Here is a 14,434-nt window from a genome sequence, read left to right as displayed (position 1 = left end):
GCCGGCAGCGCCGGCGTGTTCGGGTTCTGCATAGGAATACGCCCGCGTGGCAGCGGGCGGTTTGACATTGGTCAAGCGCGTCGCTCGATGGCCTGCGACCGGGTGTCGCAGGAAGAATCTCTGTAGAGCCGAGCCCATGCTCGGCTCACGGGGCAAACGGGATTGCCAGCAGCCGGGCGCGGGCTCGGCTCTACAGGAGAGACACGGGCAGCAGGCGGGCGCACGTCATGTGTACTGAGCTCATGACGCCTTGTCACAAAGAAATCGCCATGGCTTCACGGTTGATTGATCGCATGCAGGGCTATTGTCGTCCTGAGCCTCTCGCTGGCGTCCCCCACGTCCTGCGTCGACTTCCCTCCCAGCATCAGCGCCCGTCCGGGCGCCGCTGGCGTCTGTCTGCCTGAAGCATCCGAGATCATCCCCATGGCCCGCGCCGCCCAGTCCGCTTCATCCGTTGCGATCTCTCCCGTCACGCCCGTGCCGATCGGCACCCGCCGCGGCCATTCGCAACCGTTGGATCTGCCGGAACTGGTGCAGCGCGTGTTGTTCGTTGCCACCGAGATGGCGGACTTCGTCAAGGCCGGTGGCTTGGGCGACGTCGCTGCGGCCCTGCCGCGTGCGGTGCGCGGTGCGTGTGATTCGCGCGTGCTGCTGCCCGGCTACCCGGAGGTACTGCAGCGCCTGCCACAGCTGCAGCGGGTGGGGCAGGTCAGCGCGCGGGCCGGCTTGCCGGCGTGCACGATCGGCTTGGCGGTGCAGGCCGACGGCCTTCCGATCTACGTGCTGCTGTCGCCGGAGCTGTACGAGCGTGAGGGCTCGCCCTACGTGGACGGGCAGGGGCAGGAGTGGAAGGACAACGCGGTTCGCTTCGCGACGCTTTCGCATGCGGCTGCGGAGATCGCGGCAGGGCGTGCCGGGCTGGACTGGTCGCCGCAGCTGCTGCACCTGAATGACTGGCCGGTGGCCATGGCGGCCGCCTACGTACGTTGGGACCGGACCGCCGTGCCGACCCTGCTGACCATCCACAACCTGGCTTACCAGGGGCTGTTTCCGTACGCGCTGGCACCTGTGCTGGGCGTGCCGGCTGAACACCTGGATGAGCTGCACTTCCACGGTCAGATGTCGTTCCTGCAGGGCGGCATCACCAATGCCACGCGGCTGAACACGGTCAGCCTGCGCTACGCGCAGCAGATCACCGCCCCGGATGATGGCTGCGGGTTGCATGACCTATTGGCACGGAGGGCGGCCGGCGGGCACCTGAGTGGCATCGTCAACGGTATCGATGCCAGCTGGGACCCGCGCCGCGATATCCATCTCAAGGCCCACTTCGGCATTGGTGAGTGGACCGGGCGCGCCACCAACGCGCATGCGGTGCGCAAGGCGTTCGGCCTGGCGCCGTCGACCGGCCCGCTGTTTGCGGTGGTCTCGCGGCTGGTGCACCAGAAGGGCCTGGACATTACCTGCGACGTGGCACCCCAGATCGTGGCGGCCGGCGGCCAGCTGGTCATCATCGGCGGTGGCGAGCCGCAGGTGGAAGCCCAGGTGCAGGCGCTGGCCCGCCGCTACCCGGGGCGGGTGGGCGCCTTCATCGGGTTTGAGGAAGCGCTGGCCCGCCAGATGTTTGCCGGCGCCGATTTCCTGCTGATGCCTTCACGCTTCGAACCCTGCGGGCTGAGCCAGATGTACGCGCAGCGCTTCGGCTGCCTGCCCATCGCACACGCGACCGGCGGACTGGTGGATACCGTGGAGGACGGCGTGACCGGTTTCCTGTTCCATGGCGCCAATGCCGATGGCCTGCGCCGCTGCGTGGAACGGGCGATGCGCACCTTCCGCCTGCCGGGGCTGCTGCAGGCCATGCGCCGCGCGGCCATGCTGCGGCCAGGTGGCTGGGATGCGGCGGGGCGCGCCTACCTGGCGTTGTACCAGCAGACCTGCCAGGTGGCCGCATGAGCCACGACAGCCTGCATCTGGCCGCCCTGGAGGATGAAACGATCGCGGAGACGGGATTGGATCAGCGCATCGCGCCGGCGCTGGAGGACCTCGTCCATGCGCGCCCGGCCGATGCATTCGCCTGGCTGGGCCCGCATCGCCAGCCAGAAGGCGGACGCCAGCTGCGCGTGCTGGTGCCCCAAGCGCGTCGCGTTGAGGTGATCGCAGACGACGGGCGGCGCTGGGACCTGCAACCGGGACCCTTGCCCGGCCTGTTCGAAGGTGCAGCAGGTGAAGCGCCCGTGCCGCTGCTCGCCCTGCATTTCGAGCAGGGTGTGGAGCAGGTGCACGATGCCTATGCGTTCGGTCCACTGTTGGACGAAGCCCTGCTGCAGCGGTTCCATGCCGGTGATGCCGATGCAGCGCGGCAGCTGGGGGCGGTGCCGATGCAGGTACAGGGGATCGACGGGGTGCGCTTCGCGGTGTGGGCCCCCAACGCACGGAGGGTTGCCGTGGTCGGCGATTTCAACGGGTGGGATGGCCGGCGCCATCCGATGCGGCTGCGTCACACCGCCGGCGTGTGGGAACTGTTCCTGCCGGGCGTGCAGGCCGGTGCCCGCTACAAATTCCGCATCGTCGGCGCCGACGGCCGGGTGATGCCCGACAAGTTCGACCCGATGGCGCGCTGGGCCGAGCTGCCACCGGCCACCGCCTCGCGGGTGCCTTCGGCCGCGCCGATGCAGTGGCACGATGACGCCTGGTTGGAGGCCCGGCGCCAGGCCGGAACCTGCGCACCGCTGTCCATCTACGAAGTGCATGCCGGCTCCTGGCAGCGCAGCGACGAGGGCGCGCCGCTGGACTGGGACGCCCTGGCCGACCGGTTGATTCCCTACGTGGCCGGGCTGGGCTTCACCCACATCGAGCTGCTGCCGGTCAGCGAGCATCCCTTTGGCGGCTCCTGGGGCTATCAGCCGCTGGGGATCTACGCGCCGACGGCGCGCCATGGCACGCCGCAGGCCTTCGCGCGCTTCGTGGACCGCTGCCATCAGGCCGGCATCGGGGTGATCGTGGACTGGGTGAGCGCGCACTTCCCCAACGATGCCCATGGCCTGGCCGGGTTCGATGGGACCGCGCTGTACGAGCACGCCGACCCGCGTGAAGGGGTGCACGCCGACTGGGACACGCTGATCTACAACTACGGCCGCAACGAAGTGGCTGCCTACCTGATCGGCAGTGCCTTGGAGTGGGTGGAGCGGTTCCACATAGACGGTCTGCGCGTGGATGCCGTGGCGTCGATGCTGTATCGGGATTACAGCCGTGCCGAGGGGGAGTGGATACCCAACGAGCAGGGCGGACGCGAGAATCTGCAGGCGGTCGCGTTCCTGCGGCGGATGAACCAGACGCTGCGCGAGCGCTTCCCGGACGTGCTGGTGATCGCCGAGGAATCCACCGCGTGGCCGGGCGTGACCGCGCCGGTGGAAGAGGGCGGGCTTGGCTTCACCCACAAATGGAACATGGGCTGGATGCACGACACCCTGCAGTACCTGGGGCGCGATCCGGTCCATCGCCAGCATCACCATAGTGAGATCAGCTTCGGCCTGGTCTACGCCTTCTCCGAACGGTTCGTGCTGCCGCTGTCGCATGACGAGGTGGTGCATGGCAAGGGAGCGCTGCTGGCCAAGATGGCCGGCGAGCCGGCGCAGCGGCTGGCCCAGCTCCGCGCGTACTACGGTTTCATGTGGGCGCACCCGGGCAGCAAACTGCTGTTCATGGGCGGCGAGTTCGGCCAGGGCCACGAATGGTCGCACGATGCGGCGCTGGACTGGGCACGGGCGGCCACCAGTGAGGGCCAGGGCCTGTCGCGCCTGGTGCGAGACCTCAACGGCGTGCTCCGCGCCGAACCCGCGTTGCATCGCGACGAGCGCGACGAACGCGGTTTCGATTGGAGCGTGGCCGATGACAACCGCAACAGCGTTTACGCGTTCATCCGCCGGGATCCTGCCGGCAGCGGCCGCACCCTGCTGGTGGTGAGCAACTTCACCCCGGTGCGGCGCGAGGCGTACCGGGTCGGCGTGCCGCACCCGGGGCGTTGGACCGAACGACTCAACACCGACAGCGCGTACTACGGTGGCGGCAATAGCGGCAACCTCGGAGCGGCGCTTACCGAGCCGCGGCCGATGCATGGGCACGCCCAGTCGCTGCGGCTCACGCTGCCGCCGCTGTCCACGCTGTACCTGCAGGTTGATGCATGACGGCAGTGACGCCGCGCCTGGGCGCATGGCCTGTGGCCGGTGACGGGGTGGAGTTCCGCGTGTGGGCACCGGAAGCAAGGACGATGGCGCTGAGCCTGAACGGCACGCAGCGACCGATGCAACGCGACCCGGACGGCTGCCACTGGCTGCGAACACCGGCATCGCATGGCGACCGCTACCGTTTTCGCCTTCCTTCCGGCCTGGACGTGCCCGACCCGGCCTCGCGCTGGCAGCCGGACGGCATCGACGGCGACAGCGCGGTGGTGCTGGACAAGGACATGGTGCAACCCACGTGGCGCGGGCATGCCTGGCAGGACCTGGTGATCTATGAAGTGCACATCGAGGCCGGCGGCGGGTTCGCGGCGTTGACCGCGCAGCTGCCGATGCTGGCGGCCTTGGGTATCACCGCCATTGAACTGATGCCGGTCGCGCAGTTTCCCGGTGGCCGCAACTGGGGCTACGACGGCGTGTTCCCGTATGCACCCGCGCAGGCCTATGGCGGTCCGTCCGCGCTGAAGGCCTTTGTCGACGCGGCGCACGATGCAGGTCTCTCGGTGCTGCTGGATGTGGTCTACAACCACTTCGGGCCGCAGGGGAACCGTCTGCGCGACTATGCACGGGGGTTCTTCCGTGACGACCGCACCACCCCTTGGGGCGAGGCCATCGACTTCCGCCAGCCCTGGGTGCGGCGCTTCTTCATCGACAACGCGCTGATGTGGTTGCGCGACTACGGCTTCGATGGGCTGCGCCTGGACGCGGTGCACGCCATTGACGATGACCGTTTCCTCCAGCAGCTGGCCGATGAGGTACGTGCGGTGGCCCCGCACGCGCACCTGGTGCTGGAGAACGAGCGCAACCAGGCGCGGTGGCTGCGCGGCGCCTACCAGGGGCAGTGGAACGATGACTTCCACAATGCGCTGCACGTGATGCTGACCGGCGAGCAGGAGGGCTATTACGCGGCCTATGCCGGTCGCGCCGAAGCACTGCTGGCGCGCTGCCTGGCCGAAGGATTCGCCTGGCAGGGCGAGCCGGACCTGCGCGGCGATCCTCGCGGCGAACCCAGCGCCGACCTGTCTCCCGCGCGTTTCGTGGCGTTCGCGCAGAACCACGACCAGGTAGGCAACCGTGCCTTCGGCGAGCGCTTGTCGATGCTGGTGGATCCGGCGCGGCTGCGTGCGGCGCTGGCGTTGACCCTGCTGACGCCGATGATCCCGCTGCTGTTCATGGGCGAACCGTGGCAGGCGCAATCGCCGTTCCTGTTCTTCACCGACTACGCGCCGCCGCTGGACGAGGCGGTACGCGAAGGGCGTCGCCGCGAGTTCGCTGGTTTCAGCGCCTTTGCCGACGCAGCCTCGCGCGCGCGTATTCCCGACCCGAACGACCCGGCCACCCTGCAGGCGTCCTACACGTCGCCGCCCGGCGATGATCCCTGGTCGCAGCACTGGCTGCGCTGCACGAGCGGGTTTCTGGCACTGCGCAGGCGCTATCTGCAGCCCGGGTTGCTGCAGGCTCGGTCGTTGGGTGCGCGCGTGCTGGGCGAAGGCGCGGTGCAGGCAGGCTGGCAGCTGCCGTCGGGCCAGTGGTGGATCGCGGTCAATGTCGGCCCGTCGCCGGTGGTGCATGCGATGCCAGCTGGGGAGTACGTTGTAGCGCCGGACGCTGCCACGTTGCTGCCCGCAGGCGGCGGCGTGTTTGCCTGTTGGGTCGCCGCATGAGTACCGATGCGGCGGTTCTGGAGGCGGCACGGCGCGCGGGCCTGCTGGTCCGCTGGACCGACGTGGCCGGTGTCGAGCGCGAGGTCGCACCGGACGTGCTGCGCGCGGTGCTGGAGGCGCTGCAGGGCGATGCAGCGCCCGAGCACGGTGGCCTGCGCACGGCCTGCTGTGGACAGCTGCTGGCGATGCCCCAGGCGGCAGGCGCAGCGTGCTGGGTGGATGAGCAGGGCGCAGTGCTGCCGGCACACCCCGATGCGCAAGGGCGCTGGCGCGTGCCGGACCAGCCAGGCTACTGGCAGTGGCGCCAGGGCGGACGGCAACAGGCGATTGCGGCGGCGCCACAGCGTGCCTGGTGGCCACTGGGCATGCTGCGCGGCTGGGGCCTGTCGGCGCAGGTCTACAGCCTGCGCGCTCGCAACGACGCCGGCATCGGTGACAGCGCCGGCTGTGCGCGATGGAGCGAACTGCTGCACCGTCACGGCGGCGATGCAGTGGCGTTGAGCCCGCTGCATGCCGGCTTGCCACCAGGGCCCGGTTACAGTCCCTATTCGCCCAGCGACCGGCGCTGGCTCGATCCGCTGCAGACCTCCCTGCCGCAGGTACTGCCGGAAGCAGCCGACGCCGTGCTGGCTGAAGACGAAGCACTGGCGACGGCGGTTGCAGCCGCCACCGCCGCGCGCCGCATCGACTGGCCGCACTCGGCGGCGGTGAAGTGGCGCTGGCTGCGCCAGGTGCGCCAGTGGCTGCGGCAGCAGGCGCCGGCTCAGTACGAACAGATGCAGACGTGGTGCGATGCGCAGGGCGAATCCCTGCTGCGCTATTGCCAGCACGCCGCCGACCGGTTCACTGGAAGCGCTGACGACCATTCGTTTGCGCAGTGGTTGGCGCGGCAGGGCTGGGCGCAGGTGCAGGCGGGATTGCGCGACGACGGCGCGTCGATCGGGCTGATCGCAGATCTGGCGGTGGGTTGCGCGCCGCAGGGCGTCGAGGCCCGGACCGGTGGCGACCGTCTGCTGCAGGGTCTCGAGCTGGGCGCGCCGCCGGATGCGTTCAATCCGCTGGGCCAGGCCTGGGGGATCACCAGCTGGTCACCCTCGGCGCTGCAGCGCGAGGGCTTTGAGCCGTTCATTCGCGTGCTGCGCGCCGTGATGGCCGGCCGTGGTGGGCTGCGCATCGACCATATCCTCGGCCTGCAGCGGCTGTGGGTGCTTCCCTGTGGCTCAGGCGCCGGGCAGGGCGTGTACCTGCGCTATCCGTTCGATGATCTGATCAACCTGCTGGTTCTGGAATCGTGGCGGCATCGCTGCGTGCTGATCGGTGAAGACCTGGGCGTGGTGCCGCCGGGCATTCGCCAGCGGCTGGCAGCCCGCGGCATCCTGGGCATCGAGGTGCTGCCGTTCGCCCGCAAGGGTGAGCACTTCCTGCCGGCGCCACGGTGGCGCCGCGATGCGGTGGCCATGCCCTCCACCCATGATCTGCCACCGCTGTCCGGCTGGCTGCACGGGCGCGACCTGCGCTGGCGTGCCCGCCTGGGTGAGCTGACCGGGCTTGCAGCGGCGTTGCACGCGCGCGCCAGTGAGGTGCAGGGACTGTCCGCAGTTGCGCGAGGCGAGGGCGCGACGCTGGAGGCGCGTGCGCTGTCGCTGGTCGCGCACGCGCCTTCGCGGTTGGCGCTGCTCCCGCTGGAAGATGCGCTGGGGAGCCGCGCGCAGGTGAACCTGCCGGGCACCGTCAACGGCCATCCGAACTGGCGCCGGCGGCTACCGCTGGCGTGGGAACAGGACGCGGTTGACGCGCGTATTGCCAGGTTCAGCGCCACGCGGCGGAGGGAGCGGCGATGACTCCATTGCGTGCCACCGTACGCCTGCAATTGCATGCAGGCTTCGACCTCGAGGCCGCCGCGACGCAGCTGCCGTACTACGCCGCGCTGGGCGTCAGCCATCTTTACCTGTCGCCGATCGCCGCTGCGCTGCCCGGATCTACGCATGGCTACGATGGCATCGACCCGGCCCGCATCAATCCGGAACTGGGCGGCGAAGAAGCCTTCCGGCAACTGGCCACAGCGACGCGCGCGCACGGCATGGGCCTGATCCTCGACATCGTACCCAACCATCTGGCGGCGTCCCCGCACAGCCATTGGTGGAACGATGTGCTGATGCACGGGCGTCGAAGCCCGCACGCAGAATGGTTTGACATCGACTGGGAGGCGCCGGGCTGCGAGGGCCGGCTCTGGCTGCCTGCACTGGACCGGCCGTTGCACGACGCGGTGCGCGATGGCGTAGTGCGCGTGGTGGTGGACAACGCGCGTCCCGTGCTGCGCCACCATGGTCTGGCGTTGCCCTTGTCGCCGCGCAGCCATCCACTGGACCCCGCGCAGTGGCCGGCGTGGGCCGAGCGCTGCAACCGCAGCGTTGAACGGCTGCATACGCTGCTGCAGCGGCAGCACTACCGGCTGGCCTGGTGGCGCACGGCGGGCGATCAGGTGAACTACCGGCGCTTTTTCGATATCAATGAACTGGCCGCGCTGCGGGTGGAGCGCGACGACGTGTTCGAGGCGGTGCATGCGCTGCCGCTGCGGTTGGTACGCGAGGGACGGGTGGACGGCCTGCGTATCGATCATGTGGATGGCCTGTCCTCCCCGGGCGCCTACCTGCGGCGCCTTCGTGAATCGCTCGACGCAGCCTGTGCGGCCGGCGGTCGTGATCCGCAGGCGGTGAGCCTGCATGTGGAGAAGATACTGGCCGAGGGCGAGCAGCTGCCCGACAGCTGGGCCTGCGACGGTACCACCGGCTATGACTTCATGGACCAGACCGGTGCCTGGTTGCACGATCCGGCGGCTGCCCCCGCGCTCTCGCGCACGTGGCAGGCGCTGGGCGGTGACTCGCGCAGCTTTGACCGGATTCAGCAGGACGCTCGCGGCATGATGTTGCGCCAGGGCCTTCACGCAGACTTCCAGCGGCTGCTGCGCAGTGCGCAGCAGGTCCTGCAGCCCCGGCTGGCCGAGGCCGATATCGGAGTGGCTGCGCTGGCACGCGCATTGGCTTCATTGCTGCGGCATTACCGCACCTACCGGCCCTATTCGCTGCAGGGGGCGGGTGAACGAAAGGCGCTGGTGGACGCTGCAGCTGCTGCGCGCGAGGCGCTGGACGGTGCGGCACGCGCCGCGCTGGATCTGCTGCTGCAGGCACTTCCCGGCCAGGCGCCGGCTGAAACCGAGCTGCGTGTATGGTTCGGGCAGCTGGCCGCGCCGCTGAATGCCAAGTCGGTGGAAGATACCGGGTTCTATCGCTATTTCAGGCTGCTGTCGCGCAACGAAGTCGGCAGTGATCCGCAGCGGCTGGGCATGGAAGGGCGCGAGCTGCTGGAACATGCAGCCGGGCGCCTGCGGCGCCATCCCAGAGCGCTGCTTGCGCTGGCCACCCACGATCACAAGCGCGGGGCCGACAGCCGGGCACGGCTGGCGGTTCTCAGTACCTGCACGGTCGAGTGGCGGGACGCGGTGCGGCGCTGGGGCCGGATGGCGACCCGCGCCGGCGCGCCAATGCCATTGCCGGGTGCCGAGGCCTATGCGCTATGGCAGGCGCTCGTCGCCGCGTGGCCGATGCACGGTACCCCCGGCGCAGGCTTCGCATCGAGGATGGTGCAATGGATGACCAAGGCGTTGCGCGAGGGCAAACGGGTCAGCAGCTGGTCCGATCCCGACTTGGCGGTGGAGGAGGCCACCGCGCAGTGGCTGCACGCGCTGCTGGATGGAGCGCCGTTGCAGCCGGTGCGGGAGGCGCTGGCGACGTTCGTGGCGCGCATTGCGCCGGCGGGCGCCTGCAACGGCCTGGCACAGCTGTGCCTGCAGCACTGCCTGCCCGGCGTGCCCGACCTCTACCAGGGCGGTGAAGGCTGGGACCTGAGCCTGGTGGACCCGGACAACCGGCGTGCCGTGGACTATCCAGTGCGGCAGGCGTGGCTGCGCGATACGCGCGGTTGGTCCGCCCTGCTGGAGGACTGGCGGGACGGTGGCATCAAGGCATTCCTGCTCAGGCGCTTGCTGGAGTGCCGCCGCAGGCACCCGGACCTGTTCCTGCACGGCGCGCTGCAGCCGCTGTCGGCGCCGGTGCGCTCACCGTGGCTGGCGTTCACGCGCAGGCATCAGGCGCAGATGCTGCTGGTGGTCGTGCGGCGTGGTTCGCCCACCGCCGTGCCTGGCCCAAGCCTGCATGCGCCGCGCGACGTCGGCAGCGATGTGACGCTGCGTGGGGTGCCGACAGGCCCCATGCGCAACGTCCTTGACGGGCGTATCGAACATTTCAACGCAACCACGGACGTGGCCAGGCTTCTGGCTGGCAGCCCGTTGGCGATATGGATCAACGAGGAGGCAGGTAGGGATGGACAGCAGGGAACGACGGCAGCGGATTGAGGCACTGGCCCACCAGATCTGGGAGGCAGAAGGGCGCCCGGATGATCAGCAGCAACGGCACTGGCACATGGCCGAGCGGCTGGTGGAGGCCGAGATTGCCGCCGCGCGCGAGGAGGAGGGCACCGATGGCGAGCCGTAAGTGGACGCAGACCTCGCGCGTGCGCGAAGGCCGGCCCTTCCCGCTGGGGGCGACCTGGGACGGGCTGGGCGTGAACTTCGCGCTGTACTCGCGGCATGCCACCCGGGTGGAACTCTGCCTGTTCGATGCACGCAACCGCGAAGTGGAACGCATCGCGCTGCCCGAGTACACCAACGAGATCTGGCATGGCTACCTGCCGGACGTGAGGCCCGGCCAGCGCTATGGCTACCGGGTGCATGGCCCCTATGCGCCGGAGGAAGGCCATCGCTTCAATCCCAACAAGCTGCTGCTGGACCCCTACGCCAAGCAGATTGTGGGCGAACTGAAGTGGGCCCCCCACCTGTTCGGCTACACCTTGGGCCACCGCGATGGCGACCTGAGCTTCGACCGCCGCGACAGCGCCAGCTACATGCCGCGCTGTGCCGTGATCGACCCGGCCTTCAGCTGGGGTGCCGAGCGGGCACCTGCCACGCCCTGGGACCGGACCGTGATCTACGAAGCGCACGTGCGCGGGCTGACCATGCAACACCCCGATGTTCCGCAGGCCGAGCGTGGCACCTTGTCTGCCCTGCGCCATGACGCAGTGGTCGACCACCTCAGCCATCTGGGCGTGACCGCCATCGAGCTGCTGCCGGTGCATGCCTACGTGGATGACCAGCAGCTGCTCGAGCGCGGGCTGCGCAACTACTGGGGGTACAACACCATCGGCTTCTTCGCGCCGCAGGCACGCTATCTGTCGCTGGGCACCGTAGCCGAGTTCAAGCAGATGGTCGCGCGCCTGCACAACGCGGGCATCGAGGTCATCCTGGACGTGGTCTACAACCACACGGCCGAAGGCAACGAGCTGGGCCCTACGCTGTCCTTCAAGGGCATCGACAACGCCAGCTACTACCGCCTGGCCGATGATCGCCGCTACTACATCAACGATACCGGCACCGGAAACACGTTCGACCTGACCAATGCCGGTGCGCTGCGCATGGTCATGGACTCGCTGCGCTACTGGGTGACCGAGATGCGGGTGGATGGGTTCCGCTTCGACCTGGCAACCATCCTCGGCCGCGAACGGCATGGCTTCGACGCTTCGGGCAGCTTCCTCGATGCGGTACGCCAGGACCCGATCCTGAGCCAGGTGAAGCTGATTGCCGAGCCCTGGGACATCGGCCCGGGCGGCTATCAGCTGGGCCAGTTTCCGCCGGGCTGGGCCGAATGGAACGACCGCTTCCGCGATACGGTGCGCGCGCTGTGGCGCGGCGATGGCGGGCAGCTGGCGGAGTTTGCCACGCGCTTCACCGGCTCGGCCGACCTGTTCGAACACCACGGCCGGCGTCCGTCGGCCAGCATCAATCTGGTGACGGCGCATGATGGGTTCACGCTGCATGATCTGGTGAGCTACAACGACCGCCACAACGAGGCCAACGGCGAAGACAACCGTGATGGCCATTCGCACAACCTCTCCAGCAACCACGGGGTGGAGGGTGACACCGATGATCCGGCGATCCTCTCCGTACGTGCGCGGCAGATGCGCAACCTGCTGGCCACGCTGCTGCTGGCGCAGGGCACCCCCATGCTGCTTGCTGGCGATGAGTTCGGCCATTCGCAGCAGGGCAACAATAACGCCTACTGCCAGGACAACCCGCTGAGCTGGATCGACTGGGAGCGTGCGGCGCAGCCGGCAGCCCAGGCGCAGGTGGCGTTCGTGCGGCGGGCGCTGTCGCTGCGCCGTCGTTATGGCCTGCTGCGCCGGAACCGGTTCCTGCGCGGTGAATACGATGAAGCGCTGGGTCTGCGCGATATCGACTGGCGGCATCCTGACGGCCGCAGCATGGAAGAGGCGGACTGGCATGACCCGGCACTGCGTGCGCTGCTGATCGTGCTGGACGGTCGCAGTCCGGACAGCGGCCTGCGCGAGCCCGGGCGGCATGTCAGCCTGGCCCTGCTGTTGAACGCCGGGGACCAGCCGCAGCGGTTCTGCGCATCGGATGAAGCGTTGTCGTTCCGCCGCGTACTCCTGCAGACAGAGGAAACGTCGCTGGAACCGGATGAGGAAGGCGCCTGGACGCTGCCGCCGCGCAGCCTGTGCCTGCTGGCGGCAAGCAGCAGCGCGTGATTGCACTGCGGCACCACTACAGTGCGCCGGGCGTTGCCCGGCGTACCGGTAGCTACCCCATCAGATAGCGCAGCACACCCGCCGAGACCACGCCGATCAGCACCGTCGGCAGCATCGACAGCCGCGTGGCGGCCAGCAGGGTGATCGCCAGTGCGGCCAGGTCGGCCGGCTTGTCGGCGACGAAGTCCGGGGCGATCACCGAGATCAGCACGCAGCCCGGCGCGGCTTCCATCACCGTCACGGCGCGTTTGCTCAACGTGCGGTTGCGCAGCGCGAGGAAGCCGACGATGCGGGTCAGGTAGGTGGCGGCAGCCATCAGCACGATGGTCAGCACCGAGGTCCAGTGGATCAGGCCGTTGAAGGTCATGCGGCGTCCTCCGCCAGCAGCCAGGCTGCGGCCAGGCCGGCCAGTGCGCCGCTGGCCACGTACCACGCGCCCGGGATCAGCAGGTAGGTGGCGGCGGCCACCACCAAGCTGACCAGCCACGGCCGCGCCGCCTTCATGCCTTGCCACATGCCGCGCAGCAGCACCAGGAACACGGCGGGGAAGGCCATGTCGAAGCCATAGGCGTGGATGTCGCCCAGCATCGGGCCAACGATCGCGCCGAGTGCCGTACAGGCTACCCAGACCGTGCACAGGCCTGCCGATACGCCCAGGTAGTAGGCCAGGCTGAAGCCAAGTGCGCGTCGGCGCGCATCAGCCACGCCCATCGCCCAGCTTTCGTCGCACATGAAGAACAGCGCTGGCAGCACCCGGCGGCGCGGCAGGTGTTGCAGCAGCGGGGCCAGGCTGGCGCCCATCAGCAGGTGGCGGCTGTTGACCAGCGCGGTGATCGCCACGATCAGTGCGATGTGCGGTGGCGAGGTCCACAGTTCGACGGCGGCGAACTCCGAACCGCCAGCGAAGTTGAGGCCGGTCATCAGCGGTACTTCCAGTGCGCTCAGGCCCTTCTGGGCCGCCTGCGCGCCGAGCACCAGGGCGAACGGAATGAAGCCGATCATCACCGGTACGGCGGCGCGCAGGCCGCGCAGGAATTCGGCACGCGGCGCGGTATCGCAGGTGTCGGGCAGGGGGAGGGTGGTACGGGCGTCCATGGAACGGCACGACGAGGTGGGGGTGGCCCATGCTAGCGGTCCGATCACGAAATCGGGTTGCGTTGATGCCACTGGATTCTGGATGATTGATATTCCATGCGGCCAGAGTCGACCAGGACGAAATTTCATGCAGTACCAGCTCGACAACCTTGATCGCCGCATCCTCGACGCCCTGCAGCGCGACGGCCGCCTGCAGAACCTGGAGCTGGCCCGTCTGGTCGGGCTGTCGCCGTCGGCCTGCCTGCGCCGGGTGCGGCTGCTGGAGGAGGGCGGTTACATCGACCGCTACGTGGCGCTGTTGAACGAGGCCAAGGTGGGCCGCGGCTTCACCGTGTTCGTGCGGGTGTGGCTGCGCGGGCAGGACGAGGACACCACCAATCACTTCATCAACAGCATCAAGTCTTTCCCGGAAGTGCTGGAATGCCATCTGATGGCCGGTGACTGCGATTTCCTGCTGCGGGTGGCGGTGGCCGACCTCGACGCCTACCGGCAGTTCCAGATGCAGCACCTGAACCGGATCGCCGGAGTGCAGAACACCAAGACCGAGATTCCGATGCAGCGGATCAAGCAGACGACCCAGCTGCCGCTTTGAGGGATGGGGTTTGCGGCCGGGTTGCACCCGGCACCCGCCGGTAGTGCCGGCCGCTGGCCGGCAACCTCAACAGCAACGGCAACAGCGGGCCTGCTGAGGGATGGCGGGGTGGGTCCGGTTGCGGGGGACGCTGCAAGTACGTCCATGTAAGCTCGGTCGCCGCATCCATGCGGCTCACGCCCCCGCAACCGGAC

At 68.8% G+C, this 14,434-nt stretch carries 10 protein-coding genes; 8 read left to right on the top strand and 2 right to left on the bottom strand.

What is annotated here, in order from left to right; translation table 11 throughout:
* Positions 1-423: 423 nt before the first annotated feature.
* From glgA to glgX, 7 genes are read left to right on the top strand one after another with little or no spacing between them, the layout of a single operon-like run.
* On the top strand, positions 424-1,950 hold the full coding sequence (gene glgA / locus AC10QF_RS16650; protein WP_222523785.1) for a glycogen synthase GlgA: 1,527 nt from the start codon (positions 424-426) through the stop codon (positions 1,948-1,950).
* Positions 1,947-4,181, top strand: coding sequence for a 1,4-alpha-glucan branching enzyme (locus tag AC10QF_RS16645; protein ID WP_494542533.1), 2,235 nt, complete (start codon positions 1,947-1,949; stop codon positions 4,179-4,181). The genes glgA and AC10QF_RS16645 overlap by 4 nt, the downstream gene beginning before the upstream one ends.
* The gene (treZ, locus tag AC10QF_RS16640) at positions 4,178-5,896 is read left to right on the top strand and encodes a malto-oligosyltrehalose trehalohydrolase (RefSeq protein WP_494542532.1); all 1,719 of its coding nucleotides are present in this window, start codon (positions 4,178-4,180) and stop codon (positions 5,894-5,896) included. Before AC10QF_RS16645 ends, treZ begins: the two co-directional genes overlap by 4 nt.
* A complete protein-coding gene (locus AC10QF_RS16635; RefSeq protein WP_494542531.1) occupies positions 5,893-7,737 on the top strand; it encodes a 4-alpha-glucanotransferase in 1,845 nt (614 codons plus the stop codon). The genes treZ and AC10QF_RS16635 overlap by 4 nt, the downstream gene beginning before the upstream one ends.
* Positions 7,734-10,307 (top strand): malto-oligosyltrehalose synthase, encoded by a 2,574-nt coding sequence (treY, locus tag AC10QF_RS16630; RefSeq protein WP_494542530.1) that lies wholly within the window; start codon positions 7,734-7,736, stop codon positions 10,305-10,307. Before AC10QF_RS16635 ends, treY begins: the two co-directional genes overlap by 4 nt.
* Positions 10,276-10,446, top strand: coding sequence for a DUF2934 domain-containing protein (locus AC10QF_RS16625; RefSeq protein ID WP_072167575.1), 171 nt, complete (start codon positions 10,276-10,278; stop codon positions 10,444-10,446). The genes treY and AC10QF_RS16625 overlap by 32 nt, the downstream gene beginning before the upstream one ends.
* Positions 10,433-12,553 carry a glycogen debranching protein GlgX gene (gene glgX / locus AC10QF_RS16620; RefSeq protein ID WP_329846680.1) on the top strand — a complete coding sequence of 707 codons (2,121 nt, stop codon included), beginning with the start codon at positions 10,433-10,435 and terminating at the stop codon, positions 12,551-12,553. The genes AC10QF_RS16625 and glgX overlap by 14 nt, the downstream gene beginning before the upstream one ends.
* A 52-nt stretch (positions 12,554-12,605) precedes the next feature.
* On the opposite strand, the gene AC10QF_RS16615 is transcribed toward glgX, so the two are convergent.
* Positions 12,606-12,920, bottom strand: coding sequence for an AzlD family protein (locus AC10QF_RS16615; protein ID WP_069138383.1), 315 nt, complete (start codon positions 12,918-12,920; stop codon positions 12,606-12,608).
* Positions 12,917-13,648, bottom strand: coding sequence for an AzlC family ABC transporter permease (locus tag AC10QF_RS16610; protein ID WP_494542529.1), 732 nt, complete (start codon positions 13,646-13,648; stop codon positions 12,917-12,919). Before AC10QF_RS16610 ends, AC10QF_RS16615 begins: the two co-directional genes overlap by 4 nt.
* Before the next feature lie 127 nt (positions 13,649-13,775).
* On the opposite strand from AC10QF_RS16610, the gene AC10QF_RS16605 reads away from it, so the two are divergent.
* Positions 13,776-14,240, top strand: a complete 465-nt coding sequence (locus tag AC10QF_RS16605; protein ID WP_005413654.1) for an Lrp/AsnC family transcriptional regulator — start codon at positions 13,776-13,778, stop codon at positions 14,238-14,240.
* The last annotated feature ends 194 nt before the right edge of the window (positions 14,241-14,434 follow it).

The sequence above is a fragment of the Stenotrophomonas maltophilia complex sp. Om-AH-Sm3 genome, from assembly GCF_059337855.1.
The sequence above is the reverse complement of the archived record's forward strand: the minus strand, read 5'-3'. Positions and strand labels throughout refer to the sequence as shown.

Coding starts and splice junctions, on each gene's coding strand:
- glgX (WP_329846680.1), top strand. CDS start 10,433: ATGGCGAGCCGTAAGTGGACGCAGACCTCGCGCGTGCGCGAAGGCCGG.
- AC10QF_RS16625 (WP_072167575.1), top strand. CDS start 10,276: ATGGACAGCAGGGAACGACGGCAGCGGATTGAGGCACTGGCCCACCAG.
- AC10QF_RS16615 (WP_069138383.1), bottom strand. CDS start 12,920: ATGACCTTCAACGGCCTGATCCACTGGACCTCGGTGCTGACCATCGTG.
- glgA (WP_222523785.1), top strand. CDS start 424: ATGGCCCGCGCCGCCCAGTCCGCTTCATCCGTTGCGATCTCTCCCGTC.
- treY (WP_494542530.1), top strand. CDS start 7,734: ATGACTCCATTGCGTGCCACCGTACGCCTGCAATTGCATGCAGGCTTC.
- AC10QF_RS16610 (WP_494542529.1), bottom strand. CDS start 13,648: ATGGACGCCCGTACCACCCTCCCCCTGCCCGACACCTGCGATACCGCG.
- AC10QF_RS16645 (WP_494542533.1), top strand. CDS start 1,947: ATGAGCCACGACAGCCTGCATCTGGCCGCCCTGGAGGATGAAACGATC.
- treZ (WP_494542532.1), top strand. CDS start 4,178: ATGACGGCAGTGACGCCGCGCCTGGGCGCATGGCCTGTGGCCGGTGAC.
- AC10QF_RS16635 (WP_494542531.1), top strand. CDS start 5,893: ATGAGTACCGATGCGGCGGTTCTGGAGGCGGCACGGCGCGCGGGCCTG.
- AC10QF_RS16605 (WP_005413654.1), top strand. CDS start 13,776: ATGCAGTACCAGCTCGACAACCTTGATCGCCGCATCCTCGACGCCCTG.